General features: G+C 62.1%; 16 protein-coding genes and 1 riboswitch. Of the genes, 5 read left to right on the top strand and 11 right to left on the bottom strand.

The window, feature by feature from the left end; translation table 11 throughout:
* Nucleotides 1-7 precede the first annotated feature (7 nt).
* The 7 genes from V8J63_RS15545 to V8J63_RS15515 form a co-directional block, all read right to left on the bottom strand.
* Nucleotides 8-532 carry a retropepsin-like aspartic protease family protein gene (locus tag V8J63_RS15545; RefSeq protein WP_024011348.1) on the bottom strand — a complete coding sequence of 175 codons (525 nt, stop codon included), beginning with the start codon at nucleotides 530-532 and terminating at the stop codon, nucleotides 8-10.
* Entirely contained in the window at nucleotides 529-1518 is a 990-nt protein-coding gene (locus V8J63_RS15540) for an esterase-like activity of phytase family protein (protein ID WP_336464292.1), read from the bottom strand. The genes V8J63_RS15545 and V8J63_RS15540 overlap by 4 nt, the downstream gene beginning before the upstream one ends.
* On the bottom strand, nucleotides 1518-3425 hold the full coding sequence (parE, locus tag V8J63_RS15535; RefSeq protein WP_024011346.1) for a DNA topoisomerase IV subunit B: 1908 nt from the start codon (nucleotides 3423-3425) through the stop codon (nucleotides 1518-1520). The genes V8J63_RS15540 and parE overlap by 1 nt, the downstream gene beginning before the upstream one ends.
* A 41-nt stretch (nucleotides 3426-3466) precedes the next feature.
* Nucleotides 3467-4075: a YqiA/YcfP family alpha/beta fold hydrolase gene (locus tag V8J63_RS15530; protein ID WP_076565352.1), complete on the bottom strand. Its 609-nt coding sequence runs from the start codon at nucleotides 4073-4075 to the stop codon at nucleotides 3467-3469.
* Between the two features lie 290 nt (nucleotides 4076-4365).
* Nucleotides 4366-5181, bottom strand: coding sequence for a 3',5'-cyclic-AMP phosphodiesterase (gene cpdA / locus V8J63_RS15525; protein ID WP_336464291.1), 816 nt, complete (start codon nucleotides 5179-5181; stop codon nucleotides 4366-4368).
* Nucleotides 5182-5278: 97 nt separating this feature from the next.
* Complete coding sequence (locus tag V8J63_RS15520; protein WP_016771972.1) at nucleotides 5279-5731, bottom strand: DUF1249 domain-containing protein; 453 nt, start codon at nucleotides 5729-5731, stop codon at nucleotides 5279-5281.
* A complete protein-coding gene (locus V8J63_RS15515; RefSeq protein WP_024011344.1) occupies nucleotides 5722-6339 on the bottom strand; it encodes an NUDIX domain-containing protein in 618 nt (205 codons plus the stop codon). The genes V8J63_RS15520 and V8J63_RS15515 overlap by 10 nt, the downstream gene beginning before the upstream one ends.
* 227 nt (nucleotides 6340-6566) lie before the next feature.
* On the opposite strand from V8J63_RS15515, the gene V8J63_RS15510 reads away from it, so the two are divergent.
* On the top strand, nucleotides 6567-7313 hold the full coding sequence (locus tag V8J63_RS15510; RefSeq protein WP_137215183.1) for an RsiV family protein: 747 nt from the start codon (nucleotides 6567-6569) through the stop codon (nucleotides 7311-7313).
* Here V8J63_RS15510 and cytX read toward each other — a convergent pair.
* Together cytX and thiC are read right to left on the bottom strand one after the other, a co-directional pair.
* On the bottom strand, nucleotides 7282-8574 hold the full coding sequence (gene cytX / locus V8J63_RS15505; protein ID WP_336464290.1) for a putative hydroxymethylpyrimidine transporter CytX: 1293 nt from the start codon (nucleotides 8572-8574) through the stop codon (nucleotides 7282-7284). The two genes, V8J63_RS15510 and cytX, sit on opposite strands and share 32 nt — an antisense overlap.
* Nucleotides 8575-8714: 140 nt before the next feature.
* Nucleotides 8715-10604 carry a phosphomethylpyrimidine synthase ThiC gene (gene thiC, locus V8J63_RS15500; protein ID WP_130927047.1) on the bottom strand — a complete coding sequence of 630 codons (1890 nt, stop codon included), beginning with the start codon at nucleotides 10602-10604 and terminating at the stop codon, nucleotides 8715-8717.
* A gap of 144 nt (nucleotides 10605-10748) precedes the next feature.
* A riboswitch (TPP riboswitch) is annotated at nucleotides 10749-10854 on the bottom strand.
* 204 nt (nucleotides 10855-11058) lie between these two features.
* Between thiC and V8J63_RS15495 the strand changes: the two genes are divergently transcribed.
* Nucleotides 11059-12492, top strand: a complete 1434-nt coding sequence (locus V8J63_RS15495; protein ID WP_336464289.1) for a TolC family outer membrane protein — start codon at nucleotides 11059-11061, stop codon at nucleotides 12490-12492.
* Nucleotides 12493-12878: 386 nt separating this feature from the next.
* Here the strand turns inward: V8J63_RS15495 and waaA are convergent, their stop codons facing one another.
* The gene (waaA, locus tag V8J63_RS15490; protein ID WP_336464288.1) at nucleotides 12879-14153 is read right to left on the bottom strand and encodes a lipid IV(A) 3-deoxy-D-manno-octulosonic acid transferase; all 1275 of its coding nucleotides are present in this window, start codon (nucleotides 14151-14153) and stop codon (nucleotides 12879-12881) included.
* An 11-nt stretch (nucleotides 14154-14164) separates the two neighbouring features.
* Entirely contained in the window at nucleotides 14165-15061 is an 897-nt protein-coding gene (locus V8J63_RS15485; RefSeq protein ID WP_125926288.1) for a LysR family transcriptional regulator, read from the bottom strand.
* A gap of 108 nt (nucleotides 15062-15169) precedes the next feature.
* Between V8J63_RS15485 and V8J63_RS15480 the strand changes: the two genes are divergently transcribed.
* The 3 genes from V8J63_RS15480 to V8J63_RS15470 all read left to right on the top strand — a co-directional run bounded on the left by V8J63_RS15480 (nucleotide 15170) and on the right by V8J63_RS15470 (nucleotide 17685).
* The gene (locus V8J63_RS15480) at nucleotides 15170-15502 is read left to right on the top strand and encodes a DMT family transporter (RefSeq protein ID WP_016771980.1); all 333 of its coding nucleotides are present in this window, start codon (nucleotides 15170-15172) and stop codon (nucleotides 15500-15502) included.
* A 198-nt stretch (nucleotides 15503-15700) separates the two neighbouring features.
* On the top strand, nucleotides 15701-16876 hold the full coding sequence (locus V8J63_RS15475; protein ID WP_125926289.1) for an NAD(P)/FAD-dependent oxidoreductase: 1176 nt from the start codon (nucleotides 15701-15703) through the stop codon (nucleotides 16874-16876).
* Complete coding sequence (locus V8J63_RS15470) at nucleotides 16873-17685, top strand: aldo/keto reductase (protein WP_336464287.1); 813 nt, start codon at nucleotides 16873-16875, stop codon at nucleotides 17683-17685. The genes V8J63_RS15475 and V8J63_RS15470 overlap by 4 nt, the downstream gene beginning before the upstream one ends.
* Nucleotides 17686-17717: the final 32 nt, after the last annotated feature.

The following is a 17717-nucleotide window of genomic DNA, read 5'->3' as shown; positions in this document are numbered from 1 at the left end:
GCGGGCCTCATCGGTTCGTTGTCTGGCGCAGCAGCATGGTGCCACCGCGCTGGGTAAATTCAAGTCTGTTCAGGGCGCTCATACCGAGCAGCACCTGATCGCCATGCAGCCCCGGCGCCACCAGTGCGCGGACATCCCGCAGGACGATGTCGCCCAATTGCAGGCGGGCAATCTTCGTTCGATAGCCCTGGCTCAGGCCATTGGCCGTGCTCAGGGTCACGCCGAAACCTTCTTGCAGCTTCAAACGCTTGGCCAGATCCGCCGGAATCGCCACATCGGTGGCGCCGGTGTCGAGCATGAACTCGACCGGTTCGCCGTTGATCTGGCCGCTGGCGACAAAATGCCCTTGGGCATTGCTCGCCAGTTTCACTTCGATAAATCCTTCGCCCTGCTCCGACGTGACCACGATGTTCGGATTCTGCTGGCGCTGTTCCCACTGACCGAAAAACCGCGTCGCGAGAAACAGCGCCGCGCACCAGGCGAGGATCATCAACACCCGACCGGCACGCTTGCCCGGTGGCTGCTGGCTCATGGCCTGGCACTCCAGCCACCGTCCGGCGCGGCAAAGCGCCAGACCACCGGGCGGACCTCACCGTCGGCACGTGGGCCAAAATTGTTGTCGACGCCGATCCACGCGCCTTCGGCATCAATGATCAGCGCTTCCTCCAGTCCGTAGTTCTGCGAATACCGACGTTGTTCCTGCAACAGTTCGCCGGCATACGACCAGCACTGCTCGACCTTGGCCGTCTGTGCATCGCGACGGCAGATCTCGAAAGCGTTGCGTTCAAGGGTAAACAGCTTGCCGTTGAACAAGGAAATGTCGGAAAAGTCGCGATGAACCGCTTTCGCTTTCGGAAACTGTGGCGGCTGCATCTCCTTGCCGCCCTCACTGAGCAGCACGCAGCGACCGTCACAATCCCACACCGTCTGCTGGCGCTTGATCAGCAGCAAACCGCGCTTTTGCCGTTCGGCGGCCAGCCATACCTGATCACCGGCCGGGTTGATCGCCAGGCCCTCGAAGATCGAGTTGAACTTCAGCAGCAGGCCGCTCGCCCGCGCTTCGCGAACCAGCAGCGGCGAGATTTTCAGCCAGTTCGCCGGGCCACTGACCGGCACCTGCAACACCGCCGCATGGGCCTCACTGACGATGTAGCGATTGCCTACGCTGTCGCAACTGATGCCTTCGAAATCCAGATCGCCCCCACGAATGAACGACGCCGCCCAGGTACGCGAACTCAAGCCCCACGGCAGGCCGCTCTCCGGCACAGGCGGCACGTCGATGTGCACGGTTTGCGCCTGCCAGACCGGATCGCGGGTATCGAGCCGATAGATCTGCTCGTCATCGCGATCGGAAACCGTCCACAGCTCATTGCCGCACATGGCCAGCCCCGACAGGTTACCGCCGCGCATGCCTTCGACCGGGTGCTCGGAAAGCAGTCGCAATTGTTGCAGCGGCTCGGCCGACACGCTCAGCGCACTCAGCAGCAACGCACCCGCCAAGGCCCAGCCAAACTGCATCAGGCCAGCACCTCGGCGAGGTTGCCTTTGGATTCCAGCCAGGATTTGCGGTCGCCGGCGCGTTTCTTCGCCAGCAGCATGTCCATCATTTCCGAGGTTTCGGCGAAGTCTTCGCCCAGCGTCAACTGCACCAGACGCCGGGTGTTCGGGTCCATGGTGGTTTCACGCAGTTGCGGCGGGTTCATTTCGCCCAGCCCCTTGAATCGGGTGACCTGCGGCTTGCCGCGTTTCTTCTCGGCCACCAGGCGATCGAGAATACCGTCGCGCTCGGCCTCGTCGAGGGCGTAGTAGATTTCTTTGCCGAGGTCGATGCGGTACAGCGGCGGCATCGCCACATAGACGTGACCGGCATCCACCAGCGGGCGGAAGTGCTGGACGAACAGCGCACACAACAAAGTGGCGATGTGCAGACCGTCGGAGTCGGCGTCGGCGAGGATGCAGATCTTGCCGTAGCGCAGCTGGCTCATGTCCGCCGCGCCAGGATCGACGCCGATGGCCACGGCGATGTTGTGCACTTCCTGGCTGGCGAGCACTTCGCTGCCGTCGACTTCCCAGGTGTTGAGGATCTTGCCGCGCAACGGCAGGATCGCCTGGAACTCCTTGTCCCGCGCTTGCTTGGCCGAACCGCCGGCGGAGTCACCCTCGACCAGGAACAGCTCGGAACGCATCGGGTCCTGCCCGGCGCAGTCAGCCAGTTTGCCCGGCAGCGCCGGACCTTGGGTGACGCGTTTGCGCTCGACTTTCTTGCTCGCCTTGAGACGGCGGCCGGCGTTGTTGATCGCCAGTTCGGCCAGGGCCAGACCGGTTTCCGGGTTGGCGTTGAGCCACAGGCTGAACGCATCCTTGACCACACCGGAAACGAACGCCGCCGCTTCACGGGATGACAGACGCTCTTTGGTCTGGCCGGAGAATTGCGGTTCCTGCATCTTCATCGACAGGACGAAAGCGATGCGCTCCCAGACGTCTTCCGGCGCCAGTTTCACGCCGCGCGGCAGCAGGCTGCGGAACTCGCAGAATTCGCGCATCGCATCAAGCAGGCCCTGACGCAGACCGTTGACGTGCGTGCCGCCCTGGGCGGTCGGGATCAGGTTGACGTAGCTTTCCTGCACCGCGTCGCCACCTTCCGGCAGCCACAGCAGCGCCCAATCGACCGCTTCTTTATTACCGGCGAAAGCGCCGCAGAACGGCTCGTTCGGCAGCCGTTCGAACTCGCTGACCGCATCGACCAGATAAGAGCGCAGGCCGTCTTCGTAATGCCACTCGACTTTCTCGCCGGTGCCTTTGTCTTCGAAGCTGACCAGCAAGCCCGGGCACAACACAGCCTTGGCCTTGAGCACATGCTTGAGGCGGCTGATGGAGAATTTCGGTGAGTCGAAGTATTTCGGGTCCGGCGCGAAGTACACGCTGGTGCCGGTGTTGCGCTTGCCGACGGTGCCGACGATTTCCAGCTCGGACGCCTTGAAGCCGTCCTTGAAGGTCATCTGGTATTCGTTGCCGTCACGCTTGACCCGTACGCGCACTTCGGTCGACAGCGCGTTGACCACGGAAATACCCACCCCGTGCAGACCGCCGGAGAACTGGTAGTTCTTGTTGGAGAACTTGCCGCCCGCGTGCAGCTTGGTAAGGATCAGTTCGACGCCGGACACACCCTCTTCCGGGTGGATGTCGACCGGCATGCCACGGCCGTCGTCGCTGACTTCCAGCGAATGGTCGGCGTGCAGGATGACCTGCACCGATTTGGCGTGGCCGGCCAGGGCTTCGTCGACGCTGTTGTCGATGACTTCCTGGGCGAGGTGGTTCGGCCGACTGGTGTCGGTGTACATGCCGGGGCGTTTGCGCACCGGGTCGAGGCCCGAGAGGACTTCGATGGCGTCGGCGTTATAAGAACTAGCGCTGGGAGTGGCCATAAGGTCTCGTCGTCAGTCATTCATGAAAGAGGGGCAAGACTTCACAGCGTGGTGAAATCGATTGCCTGATACATATCGGCAGCCATGCCGGCAAAACTCAGCAACGCCGGCAATTGCCCGGCAAAGCCCTGGAAACTGTGGTCGCCGCCAGCCTGGATGCGCAAGGCACAGGCGCGGTAATACTGTTGGGCGAGGCGATAATCCAGCGTTTCGTCGCCGGTTTGCAACCAGACCTGATAACGCTGCGGATCCTGCGGTGGCGGCACTTCCAGTTCGGCCAGCGCCGTGACGTGGTCGTGGGTCAGTTCCCAGGTTTCATCGGTGTAGAGGTTCTTCTGTGTGCCCAGATAACCATCGAACATCCGGTGCGGGCTGACCGCCGGGTTGACCAGCAGGGCTTTCAGGCCATGGCGCTCGGCCAGGTGAGTCGCATAGTAGCCGCCGAGCGAACTTCCCACCAGCAACGGCCGGCCCAGCTCGGCGATTGCCTGCTCGAGCTGACCGATGGCTTCGCGCGGATGGTGATGCAGCGCCGGCACGCGCAATTGCTCGCTCAAACCCAGCCGCTCCATGACCGCGACCAGCTGACAAGCCTTCTTTGAGGCCGGCGCGCTGTTGAAACCGTGGATATAGAGGATCGAACCGGACATTTGAGCTCCCTGGCTGTCGGCGAAAGATAGCGGAGTTTACAGGGAGAAGGACCGGGATTGGGGGTGGGTTCAATAAATTGGTGTGACAGCACAAGCTGCCCTCACCCTAACCCTCTCCCGGAGGGAGAGGGAACCGACTGGGGGATATTCGAGAGCTACACCGACCTGAACGTTATGCTGCGAATCCATAATCGATATCGCTGTTTCAGGCCGATGCACAGCCAAAGACACCGAGGTCGGCCCCCTCTCCCTCTGGGAGAGGGCTGGGGTGAGGGTCTTTGATTGTCAGTTCAGTAACCGTTGGAGCCGTAATCGACTGTGAACTCGAAGTCGGTGACTCTTTCGACGCCCGTTTCCAATTTCCCGTCCGGCAACAACCGCAGCCAGCGATACCCCGGCGCCTGCTCGCCCACTTTGAAATCCGCACTCCCCGGCTCGAACTGGATGCACGTCGAAGGCGAGGCCATCAAGCGCACGCCATTGCGCTCGCGATCGATTTGCTGATGCACATGCCCCCACAACACCGCGCGAACCTGCGGGAAGCGATCCAGCACTTCAAAGAACGCTTCCGGGTTGCGCAGGCCGATCGGCTCCATCCACGCGCAGCCGATCGACACCGGATGATGATGCAGGCACACCAGATGATGACGCTCCGGCGCCTCGCTCAGCGCGCAGGCCAGCAGCTGCAACTGATCATCCTGCAGATAGCCCGGCACCGAACCCGGCACCGCCGAATCCAGCATCGTCACCCGCCAATTGCCGATATCGACTACCGATTCGAGCAAGGTGCTCTGCACCGCCGCCTCGGCCATGACCATCGGCTCGTCGTGATTGCCGGGAATCCAGCGCGCCGGGGCATTGATCTGCGCGCTCATCTGGCGGAAGGCCTGATACGACTCCAGCGTGCCGTCTTGGGAAATATCTCCGGTCGCCAGCAGCAGATCGATCTGCGCCTGTTGCGCCAACACCAGGTCGATGACCTGTTGCAGGCTCTCGCGGGTCTTCATGCCCAGCAGCTTGCTGTGCGTTTCAGCGAACAGGTGGCTGTCGGACAACTGCACCAGCAGCGCCGGGTCGGCGCTGGTAATTGTCGATACGCTGGGCAAGGCGCTCTCCCGGGGCTAGGCACGCAATGGATGGGTGCGGCAATTATGCTGGGGGATGACACAAAGGGGAAACCGCCGAAGCGGACGCAGTTCACAACTAGCGAACGACTTCGTACTCGTGCCCCAACGCCAGGCAATGACTCAGCCATTCGCCCAGAAACACATTGAGCTGGGCCTTTTCATCGGGCTGGTGCATGGCGGCGTTCGGGTAAGGATAGATGCCGCGAAAGCGTCGTGCATGCTCGGCGCTGACCACTTCGGCCATGCGCGCGTCGTGGTAGACCTGCACTTCCAGTTGCGGCACCGGCAACCATGGCAGGCTGTGCTCCTGGCGTACCTGCAAGGTCGTGGTGTACGGGCAGGTCTGCAGCACTTCGAGGGCGAGCACGCCGAGCATCTGCTCGCCCTGGGTCACAGCGATGCGCCGCGCTTCGGGTTCGTTGCGCATGTCCGGCAGCAGTCGCATCAGGCGCGCGTAGTTGGCCTCGCAGGCGGCTTGCAGCCCTACGAGGTCAACCCGATAACGATCGCGCAGCTTGTTTACGACCATAGCCCCCTCACTTCGGCGCGGTTCAGCGCCAGCCACTGCAAGGCGATGATGCTCGCCGCGTTGGCAATCCGTCCGTCACGCACGGCCTGCAAGGCATCTTCAAAGGCCCAGACCGTTACGCGAATGTCTTCGGCCTCTTCTTCCAGCCCGTGCAGACCGCCGACACCGTCGGTGCTGCAACGCCCCAGATACAAATGCACGAATTCGTTGCTGCCACCCGGCGATGGGAAGTACTTGGTCATCGGCCACAACGCCTTGATGTCCAGCCCAGCTTCCTCCTGCGCCTCGCGGTGAGCAACTTCTTCCGGTTGCTCATCCTTGTCGATCAGACCGGCGACCAGTTCGACCAGCCACGGGTTGTCGGCCTTGCCCATGGCGCCGACGCGAAACTGCTCGATCAGCACCACTTCATCGCGCTGCGGATCGTAAGGCAGGACGCACACGGCATCGTGGCGCACGAAGATTTCCCGGTTGATCTCGCGGCTCATGCCCCCGGCGAACAGCTCATGGCGCAAGTGCACACGGTCGAGCTTGTAGAAGCCCTCGTAGCATTTTTCGCGCCGCACGATATCCACGGCGGTCGGAATGGCGTTGGCAAAGTCAGTCATGATCATCCTCTTTACTGCATATCCTTTACGGGGTTTCCGCGTACAACCGGCAACCTCGACTTCGCGCCATCCTAACGCGCCCGCACCGTTTGATGCAGCCCCTTTACCGTCAGCGGGATGGACGGTGAAGCTGAAACACACTCTAATCAGCTTAGTGGCGAACTGACTGCTTCGTTGAGAGTCGAAGCGGTATCTTTTTGCCTTCCCCTGCTTTCGAAAGGACGCCCATGTCGCTTTTCAAAATTGCCTCTGTGGCCGCTATTGCCCTGACTCTGGGCGCCTGTGCCAGCCTGTTCCAGCCCAACTATCGCACGCCGCTGGAAGCCACCCGCGACGCCTCGGAACAACTCAAACCCGGCTGTTCCAATCCCGATTGCCCGCTGGTGAACATCGACACCCTGCGTTTCCCGGATGAGCCGGCACTGGACGGCATCATCGAAAAACGTCTGCTGCAAATGACCCGCACCGAGAAGAACGCGCCGGTAGCGCCAACCTTGGCCGCCTACCGCGAGCAGTTTCTGGCCAGCGCCGGCCCGCGCAACAGCAGCTATCTGCAAGCGAAAGTACGCGAGCAGCATGACGGACTGGTGATCATCGAGTTGTCGAGCTACCTCGACACTGGCGGCGCCCACGGCACGCCGGGTCGCGGTTTCATCAACTATTCGCGCCAGCAGCACAAGGTGTTGAATCTCTCCGACATGCTGCTGCCGGGTCAGGAAGAGGCATTCTGGAAAGCCGCGCAAGTGGCGCACAACAGTTGGCTGATCAGCACCAAGCTCGATCAGGAGGCGGAATTCGTCGCGAACTGGCCGTTCGTGAAAACCCCGCACGTGGCGCTGACCTACGGTGGCGTGATCCTCAAGTACGACGTGACCACCATCGCGCCCTATGCGCTGGGCCACGTCGAACTGAAGATTCCTTACCCGCGCCTGAACGGCATTCTCAAGCCTGAGCTGTTTCCCGGCCGTAACTGAAGGCCCGGCCCAGCACTAACTGCAACAGCCCTGCCAGCACCAGCGCCGGCAGGGTTGCGCCGACATCCGGATACAGATTCGCCAGCAAGTGGTAGGTGCTCACGCCACCCAGCCACGCCAGCAACGCCGGCCAGCGCAATGCGGCTGAGGCGACCTGAGCACTGCGCTTGCGCAGGATGAAGTGATCCACCAGCACCACGCCGAACAGCGGCGCAAACACCGAGCCGATCAACAGCAGGAAATTCTGGTACTGCGCCAACGGCGCCAGCAGTGCGATCAGCGTGCAGATCACGCCGATGGCCAAGGCCAGGTGCTCGACTTTCAGACGCAACAGAATCCCGCTCGAGACCGCTGCCGAATGAATATCGGCAAAAGCGTTTTCCGACTCGTCGAGCAGAATCAGCAACAGCGGAATGCCCAGACCGGCACCGGCCAGAGCCAGCAGCAGCGCATTGACTTCGCCGCTCGGCGCGAACGCCAGGGTGTAGGCCACGCCAAGGCTCATCAGCCAGAAATTGCCGATGAAAAAACCCACAGCCGTGCCACCGAAGACATTCTTCGCGCGTTTGCCGAAACGCGAATAGTCGGCAATCAACGGCAGCCACGACAGCGGCATGGCGATGGCAATGTCGAAGCCCACCGCGAACGGCATCGAACCGTCACCGGCGCGCGCCCACAGCGCAGCAAGGTCGGCTTTGGCAAACAGGTTCCAGGTCAGCCACAGGCACGCCGCGAGCAACAGCCAGATGCCCCACTTGCGCAGAATCTGCCGCACGAACGTCAACGGCCCGCTCACCGCGAGCAAGGTCGCCAGTGCGCCGAAAAACAGCGTCCACAGCATCGGATTGGCCCACAGCGAACCTTCGCTGAAGGCGCGGGTGCCGAGCAGGCTGGCGGCATCGCGCATGACGATGATTTCGAACGAGCCCCAGCCGATCAGTTGCAGCAGATTGAGCAGCGCCGGCAGGCTCGCGCCTTTGCTGCCAAGGCTGAGCTTCAGCGCGGCCATTGATGACAGGCCGGTGTCGCTGCCGATCACACCGACCGCTGCGAGCAGCAGCACGCCCACCAACGTGCCAAGGAAGATCGCCAGCAAAGAACCGGACAGGCCCAGGCCCGGCGCGAGCAATGCGCCGGTCTGCAAAACCATCAGGCCGATGCCGAGGGAGAACCACAGGGAAAACAGATCGCGACCGCCGAAGACACGCTTTTCAGCGGGGACGGCGAGGTCGGGGGAATAAGTGCCGGGTTGAATGCTCAAGGGTGTTATCTCAAAGGGACATTTGTTGTGATCGTTCCCACGCTCTGCGTGGGAATGCCTCTCGGGACGCTCCGCGTCCAGTGACGCGGAGCGTCACGGGCTGCATTCCCACGCGGAGCGTGGGAACGATCAGTACGGGGTCAAACTTTCTTGTACAGCTGACTGCCTTCCTGTTTGAACCGCTCGGCCTGCTCAGCTAGCCCCTTGGCGACGTCCACATCGACCGCGTCAATGCGTTGGTTGGCCGCATACTCGCGGACTTCCTGGGTGATTTTCATCGAGCAGAATTTCGGCCCGCACATCGAGCAGAAATGCGCGACCTTGGCCGAGTCCTTCGGCAGGGTTTCGTCGTGATAGGAACGTGCGGTGTCCGGGTCCAGGCCGAGGTTGAACTGGTCTTCCCAGCGGAATTCGAAACGCGCCTTGCTCAGTGCGTTGTCGCGGATCTGCGCGCCCGGGTGTCCCTTGGCCAGGTCCGCTGCGTGCGCGGCGATCTTGTAAGTGATGATCCCGGTCTTCACGTCATCCTTGTTCGGCAGGCCCAAGTGCTCCTTCGGCGTCACGTAGCAGAGCATCGCGCAACCGAACCAGCCGATCATCGCCGCGCCGATACCGGAAGTGATGTGGTCATAGCCCGGCGCAATGTCGGTAGTCAGCGGACCGAGGGTGTAGAACGGCGCCTCGTCGCAGCATTCGAGCTGCTTGTCCATGTTCTCTTTGATCAACTGCATCGGCACGTGGCCCGGGCCTTCGATCATGCATTGCACGTCGTGCTTCCAGGCAATCTTGGTCAGCTCGCCGAGGGTTTCCAGTTCGCCGAATTGCGCTTCGTCGTTGGCATCGGCAATCGAGCCCGGACGCAGGCCATCGCCCAGCGAGAAGCTGACGTCGTAGGCCTTCATGATTTCGCAGATTTCGTCGAAGTGGGTGTAGAGGAAGTTCTCTTTGTGGTGCGCCAGGCACCACTTGGCCATGATCGAACCGCCACGGGAGACGATGCCGGTGACGCGCTTGGCGGTCAGCGGTACGTAGCGCAGGAGCACGCCGGCGTGAATGGTGAAGTAGTCGACGCCCTGCTCGGCCTGTTCGATCAGGGTGTCGCGGAACAGCTCCCAGGTCAGGTCTTCAGCGACGCCGTTGACCTTCTCCAGCGCCTGATAGATCGGCACGGTACCGATCGGCACCGGCGAGTTGCGGATGATCCACTCGCGGGTTTCGTGAATGTGTTTACCGGTGGACAGGTCCATCACCGTGTCCGAGCCCCAGCGAATGCCCCAGGTCAGCTTCGCCACTTCTTCTTCGATCGAAGAACCCAGGGCGCTGTTGCCGATGTTGCCGTTGATCTTCACCAGGAAGTTACGGCCGATGATCATCGGTTCCAGTTCGACGTGGTTGATGTTGGCGGGAATGATCGCGCGGCCGCGGGCAATTTCTTCGCGGACGAATTCCGCGGTGATTTCTTGCGGAATGCTTGCGCCGAAGCTGTGGCCGGCATGTTGCTGCTTGAGCAGGCCGGCCGCGCGCGCTTCTTGCAGCTTCATGTTTTCGCGGATGGCGACGTATTCCATCTCGGCAGTGATGATGCCTTTGCGCGCGTAGTGCATCTGGCTGACGTTGGCCCCGGCCTTGGCGCGGCGCGGGTTGTTGACGTGGGCGAAGCGCAGTTTGGTCAGTTCGGCATCGGCCAGACGCTGCTGGCCGAAGTTCGAGCTCAGGCCCGGCAGGCGCTCGGTATCGCCACGGTCATCGATCCACGCTGAACGCACATCGGCCAGACCTTTGCGCACATCGATGACCACGTTCGGATCGGTGTACGGGCCGGAAGTGTCGTAGACAGTGACCGGCGCATTGATCTCGCCGCCGAAATCGGTCGGGGTTACATCGAGGCTGATTTCGCGCATCGGCACGCGAATGTCCGGGCGCGAGCCCTGAACGTAGACTTTTTGCGAACGGGTGAACGGCTTGACCGACTGCTCGTCGACCTTGGCCGAGTCACTCAGGTTGATCGCGTTTTTTTCTTTTGTTGTCATCACAGGCTCTCCAGACAGCATCCAGCAGTGGATTGTCGGAGCAGAACCTGAAAGGCACGGACGCACCAGGACCGGTGCTGTGCATTCGTCATGGCGTTCGATTGTCGAACAATATCCCGGACGAAGCACAAGAGGACTCGCCGGGTGACGAGAAATCTTGTTCCCTACGCAGGCGCTAACCTGATCAGGTTCAACGGGATCCGAAATTATTCGATCTCAGCCTCATAGCAAGGCACCCCGACAAGAACCCGGCCAGTCTAGACACAACCATCAAGGAACGCCAACACCGCAGCGAACGCCATGATGAATGGCGTAAATACCCAGGTTGGCCGATTGTTGCCGGAGCAATGCGCAACTACACTCGCTGGGCCTGCTCAGCCTTGACGCTGTGCGGGCTGCGCCTTACCTTTGGCGCCCGGATTACTTCCATAATATTCATGCTAGGGATCGCCTCATGCTGCGCAAACTTTCATTGGCTGTTGCCGTGTCCTGTGCGTCCAACACAATGGCCTGGGCAGCGGAAGCACCCTTGTCGACCAAAACCGATCTGGTCAGCGTCTATCAGGAAGCGGTCGACAACAACGCCGACCTCGCCGCGGCCCGCGCCCAGTATGGCGCGCAGAAAGAAGTGGTGCCCCAGGCCCGCGCCGGTCTGCTGCCGAACCTGTCCGGTGGCGCCGAAGTCGCCGACGTGCGCACCTCGATCGACCAGCCTTCGGCCATCGCCAACCGCAGCGCGCATTCCTATCAGGCGACACTGGCGCAGCCGCTGTTCCGCGCCGATCGCTGGTTCCAGTATCAAGCGGCGAAGGACGTCAACGAGCAGGCCGCGCTGCAGCTGTCGGCGACCGAACAGAACCTGATCCTGCAGAGCGCCGAAAGCTACTTCAACGTGCTGCGCAGCCAGGACAATCTGGCCTCGACCAAGGCTGAAGAAGCGGCGTTCAAACGTCAGCTCGATCAGTCCAATGAGCGCTTCGATGTCGGCCTCTCGGACAAGACCGACGTGCTGCAATCGCAAGCCAGTTACGACACCGCGCGAGCCAACCGCATCGTCGCCCAGCGTCAGGTCGATGATGCGTTCCAGGCGTTGATCACCCTGACCAACCGTCAGTACAACTCGATTCAGGGCATCGTTCATACGCTACCGATCTTGCCGCCGGCGCCCAACGATGCGAAATCCTGGGTCGACACCGCGGCGCGGCAGAACCTCAATCTGCTCGCCAGCAACTACGCGGTCAGCTCCGCCGAGCAGACGCTCAAGCAGCGCAAGGCCGGCCACTTGCCGACCCTCGACGCCGTGGCGAAATACGAGAAAGGCGACAACGACGCCCTCGGCTTAGCCAACCCCAACTCGTTCGGCGCGCCTTATGGCGGCAACGTCGAGCAGAGCACCTTGGGCCTGCAACTGAACATCCCGATCTACAGCGGCGGGCTGACCAGTTCGCAAGTGCGTCAGTCCTATGCGCAACTGGATCAGAGCGAACAGCAGCGCGAATCGCTGCGCCGGCAAGTGGTGGAAAACACCCGCAATCTGCACCGCGCGGTGAACACCGACGTCGAGCAGGTGCAGGCGCGCCGCCAATCGATCATCTCCAACCAGAGCGCGGTGGAAGCCACGGAAATCGGTTATCAGGTCGGCACACGCAACATCGTCGACGTGCTCGACGCGCAGCGCCAGCTGTACACCTCGGTGCGCAACTACAACAACACCCGCTACGACTACATCCTCGACAACCTGCGCCTGAAGCAGGCGGCGGGGACGCTGAACCCGGGTGACCTGGAAGACCTGCGGCGCTATCTGAAAGCCGACTACAACCCTGACAAGGATTTCCTGCCGCCGGATCTGGCGTCGGCGGCCGAGGCGCAGCTCAAGGCCCGGCCATAAGCAATCTGGAATGAATCCCCTGTGGTGAGGGGATTTATCCCCGTCCGGCTGCCCAGCAGTCGTGAATCCGGCTTGCCAGATCTGACTGAATCACCGCGTCGAATGGTTTCGGGGCTGCTTCGCAACCCAGCGGGGATGAATCCCCTCACCACAGTAATATTCCAAGCGACTATTGGATCAGCCGCGCCAGACCATCCAGCCAAAGGCACGGCCATGAAAAATCTGGAATGAATCCACTGTGGCGAGGGGATTTATCCCCGTCCGGCTGCGCAGCAGTCGTAAACCCGACTTGCCAGATCTAACTGAATCACCGTGTTGAATGGTTTTGGGGCTGCTTCGCAACCCAGCGGGGATAAATCCCCTCACCACAGTCATATTCCAAGCGACTATTGGATCAGCCGCGCCAAGCCATCCAGCAGCCGCTGCAATGCGCCCTGATTGCGCCGCATCACCGCCAGCCCGGCCTCGGCCATGCGCTGCGCATCACGCGGCAGTTCGAACAAGCGCTGCACCTCGACTGCGAGGCCTTCGGCATCATCCACTTCGGCCAACGCCCCGGCTTCGCGCAGTTGCGCGGCGATGTCGAGGAAGTTGAACAGGTGTGGGCCGCTGAGTACCGGTTTCGCCAGCGCGGCGGGTTCGAGCAGGTTGTGCCCGCCATTCGGCACCAGACTGCCGCCGACAAAAGCGCTGTCGGCCAGGGCATAGAGAAACAGCAACTCGCCCATGGTGTCGCCAAGCAGCACGCTCGTCTGCGCATCGACATTGGCCCCGGTCGAGCGACGTACCGTGGCGAAACCTTCGCGCTGGCACAGCTCGAACACCGAATTGAAGCGCTCCGGATGACGCGGCACCAGAATCAATAATGCATCCGGATGATTGGCCAACAGGCGACGATGAGCGTCGAGCACCACTTCGTCTTCGCCTTCGTGAGTGCTCGCGGCGATCCACACGGGACGATCCTGTGCCTGCCACTGGCTACGCAGATCGGCTGCACGCTGCAACAGTTGCGGGTCGATGGTCAGGTCGAACTTGATCGAACCGGTGACGTCAACGGTTTCCGAACGCGCGCCGAGATCGCGGAAGCGCTGGGCCTCGGCTTCGGTTTGCACCGCCAACAGGCTCATCTCGGCGAGCATAGGCGCGGTGAGTTTGCTGAAGCGGCCATAGCCTTTGGCGGAACGCTGCGACAACCGCCCATTGGCCAGCGCCACCGGAATTCCGCGCTTGGCACACTGATGAATGTGGTTGGGCCACAGCTCGGTTTCCATGATCACCGCAAGTTTCGGCTGCACGCGATCAAGAAAACGCGCCGCCGCACAAGGCAAGTCATACGGCAGATAGCAGTGTTGAATGCGCGCCTCGTTGGCGAACAGTGCCTGAATCCGCTCCGAACCGGTCGGGGTCATGCAGGTCACGGTGATCGGCAGCGCCGGATAGCGTTCCAGCAGCGCACGGATCATCGGCGCGGCGGCAATGCTTTCGCCCACCGATACCGCGTGCACCCAAATGCCACCGGGCTGCAAGGTCGGCATGCCAAGAGTAAAGCGCTCGCCAATGCGCTTGGCATACGCCGGCGCCTTGCGCGCGCGCAGCCACAGCCGAATCGCCACCAATGGCAGCCCCAGGTAAAACAGCGCGGTGTAGAGAGTTCTATTCATGGCGGCGGAGTTTATCGGCTTTTGTCGCCGATCGCCCGCAAGTGCACGGCAAAACGTTCCGCCAGCCAGCGCGCGGCGGGGCCGAGCGGTTCGTCGCGGCGCCAGACCAGTTCCACCACCAACGCCGGCGGCGTCCATTCGCTATCGAGTTCAACCATTTGGCCCTGATACGCCGAGTACTGCACAACGTGGCGCGGCAACCACGCCCAGCCGAGATCGCGCACCAGCCATTCGGACATCACATAAAAACTGTCCGCGCGCCACACCTGCGGGCTGGCCGGCTCATTGCCGGGATAGACGCTGGTCTGCGTAGACATCAGCAATTGCCGGTGCTGCGCCAGTTGCTGGCAGGTCACGTAGGCCTGCTGCGCCAGCGGATGATTGACACCGCAAACCGTGACCATTTCCACTCGACCCAGCACGCGGCGCTCAAGGGCTTCGGGGATTTCATCGTGATAGAACAGCAGGCCGAGGTCGGCGCGACGTTCGACCAGTTTGCGCGCAACTTCACCCTGGGCGGCGCTGGTCAGTTGCACTTCCAGGCTGGGAAACTGCTCGGCCAGTTCACCGAAACTTTCCACCAGCGCCTGATACGGCATCGCCTCGTCCTGAGCCACTCGCAACTGCGCCTCCTGACCGCGCAGCATCGCCATGGCCCTGCCGTTGAGGCGCTCGCACTGGCGCAACACTTCGCGGGCCTCTTCCAGCAATGCCGCGCCCGCCTCGGTGAGCATCGGCTGCCGACCGCTGCTGCGTTCGAACAGGCTCACGCCCAAATCCTCTTCGAGCATCGCAACGGCGCTGCTGATCGCCGACTGCGCCTTGCGTTGTCGACGTGCCACGGCGGAAAAAGATCGCTGTTCTGCAACGTCGACAAATACCCGCAGCTGCTCGAGATTCCATTGCATGCTTGCCACCAACCCATCTTCTGAACAGATAGGTAATGACTTTACCCCATCTGAGCAGTCCCTAGAATGTCACCTCAGCAAGCAACGATTTATTTGAGGATCGAAACCATGAACGCCTACGTCTATCTGGCCATCGCCATCTGCGCCGAAGTGATCGCCACCGTTTCGATGAAAGCGGTCAAGGGCTTCAGCACGCCGCTGCCGCTGATTCTGGTGATTGTCGGCTACGGGATCGCATTCTGGATGCTGACGCTGGTGGTGCGCACCGTACCGGTGGGCGTTGCCTACGCGGTCTGGGCGGGGATGGGCATTGTCATGGTCAGCGTCGCCGCTCTGTTCATTTACGGGCAGAAGCTCGACGTACCGGCGATGCTGGGGATGGCGTTGATCGTGCTGGGGGTCGTTGTGATTCAGCTGTTTTCGAAAACTGCCGGGCACTGAGATCAACCCATTACTTGTGGGAGGGAGCCTGCTCGCGAAGGCATTGGGTCAGATACATCATGGTCATCTGACACTCCCCATTCGCGAGCAGGCTCGCTCCCACATCTGGATTTGCATTCGGCGCATTGATCATCGACAAATCCGCCCTTTTCCCGAGTCTGTATACTGCGCCCTCGTCTTGAACACTGAGGTCGCTGCATGCCATCCGTTATTTCCACCGACGTTCTGATTGTCGGCGCTGGTGTCGCCGGCCTCTGGCTGAATGCGCGCCTGCGCGGTCAGGGTTTTTCGACCGTGCTGGTGGAAAGCGCCAGCCTCGGTGGCGGGCAGAGTGTGAAGTCCCAGGGCATCATCCATGGCGGCGCCAAGTACGCGCTGCACGGTGCGCTGACGGGCGCCTCGGAAGCCATCGCCGACATGCCGCGCCGCTGGCGCGAGGCGCTGGCCGGCACGGGCGAGCTGGATCTGTCCGGCGTGCGCCTGCTGTCCGAAGCGCATTACCTGTGGTCGCCGGGCACGCTGGCCGGCAACCTGACCAGTTTCTTCGCCAGCAAAGCCGTGCGTGGCCGGGTCGATCAGGTCAAGGGCGACGAGCTGCCGCTGGCCCTGCAAGACAAGCGCTTCAAGGGCAAAGTCTATCGCCTCGCCGAACTGGTGGTGGATGTCCCGAGCCTGATCCAGCGCCTGGCCGAGTTGGCCGGTGACGGTCTGCTCGCCGGGCAGGTCATCGAACCGCTGCTGGAAGCCGGCGTGCTGGTCGGCCTGAAAGTCGATGGGCGTGAGATCCGCGCCCAGCGCATCGTCCTCAGTGCTGGCGCCGGCACTGCCGAACTGCTCGAAGCGTTGGGCCTCAGTCGTCCGGCCATGCAGCGCCGACCACTGCACATGATCCTCGCCAAGGGCCCCGGCTTGAAACCGTTATACGCGCACTGCCTGGGCGGCGGCACCAAGCCGCGCATCACCGTGACCACGCACCCGGCCGCTGACGGCCAGTGGGTCTGGTACATGGGCGGCGACATCGCCGAAAGCGAAGGCGTGGCCCGCGAGCCGGCCGAACAGATCGCCACCGCGCAAAAGGAAATCGCCCAGCTGCTGCCGTGGATCGACCTCAGCACAACGCAATGGGCGACCCTGCGCGTCGATCGCGCCGAGCCGCTGCAAACCGGCCTGACCCGCCCGGACAACGCTTTCCTCGCCGAGGAAGGTCGCTTGCTCGTCGGCTGGCCGACCAAACTGGCACTGGCGCCGGACTTCGCCGACCGCGTTATCGCCTCGCTGCAACGCGACGGCATCCAGCCGCAGGTGACTGAACCGCTGCCGCCGCTGCCGAAACCGCCGCTCGGTGTACCCGCGTGGGAGCAACTGCTGCCATGAGCATCGCCACTCTGCACGAACTGCATCGCCCGCTGGGCAGCACCGGCCTGTCGGTGTCGCCGCTGGGTCTGGGCACAGTCAAACTCGGCCGCGATCAAGGGGTGAAATACCCCAACGGCTTTCAGATTCCCGACGATGACGAGGCGCGCATGCTGCTGCGCCAGGCGCGGGATCTGGGCATCAACCTGATCGACACCGCGCCGGCCTATGGTCGCAGCGAAGAACGCCTCGGCCCGCTGCTGCGCGGTCAGCGACAGGATTGGGTGATTGTCAGCAAGGTCGGCGAAGAGTTTGCCGATGGCCTGTCGCGCCACGACTTCAGCGCTGCGCACACGCGAATGTCCGTCGAGCGCAGCCTGCAACGTCTGGAAACGGATTTTATCGACCTGGTACTCGTGCACTCGGACGGCAACGACATGGCCATCCTTGAGCACGAAGAGGTCTACGCCACTCTCGCGGTGCTGAAGGCCGAGGGCAAGATTCGCGGCTTCGGTTTTTCCGGGAAAACCGTCGAAGGTGGGCTGAAAGCGCTGGAGCAAGGCGACTGCGCGATGGTCACCTACAATCTGAACGAACAAAACGAAAAGGCGGTCATTGACTATGCTGCTGCCCACGGCAAAGCCATTCTGGTGAAAAAAGCCTTGGCCAGCGGTCATGTCTGTCTGAGTCCGGGAGTCGATCCGGTGCGCGCCAGCTTCGAGTTGCTGTTCACTCATCCCGGCGTTGCCAGTGCTATTGTCGGCACAATCAATCCGCTGCACCTCGCCCATAACGTAGCGACCGTTGCCCAGGTCCTGCGTAGTCACTGACGCCGCCCCGCGGCCTTAAGCCAGGAGCCGAT

Source organism: Pseudomonas sp. CCNWLW23, from assembly GCF_037095675.1.
Lineage (GTDB): Bacteria > Pseudomonadota > Gammaproteobacteria > Pseudomonadales > Pseudomonadaceae > Aquipseudomonas > Aquipseudomonas atacamensis.
Note: the sequence above shows the minus strand (reverse complement) of the source record. Positions and strands in the feature narration are given on the sequence as shown.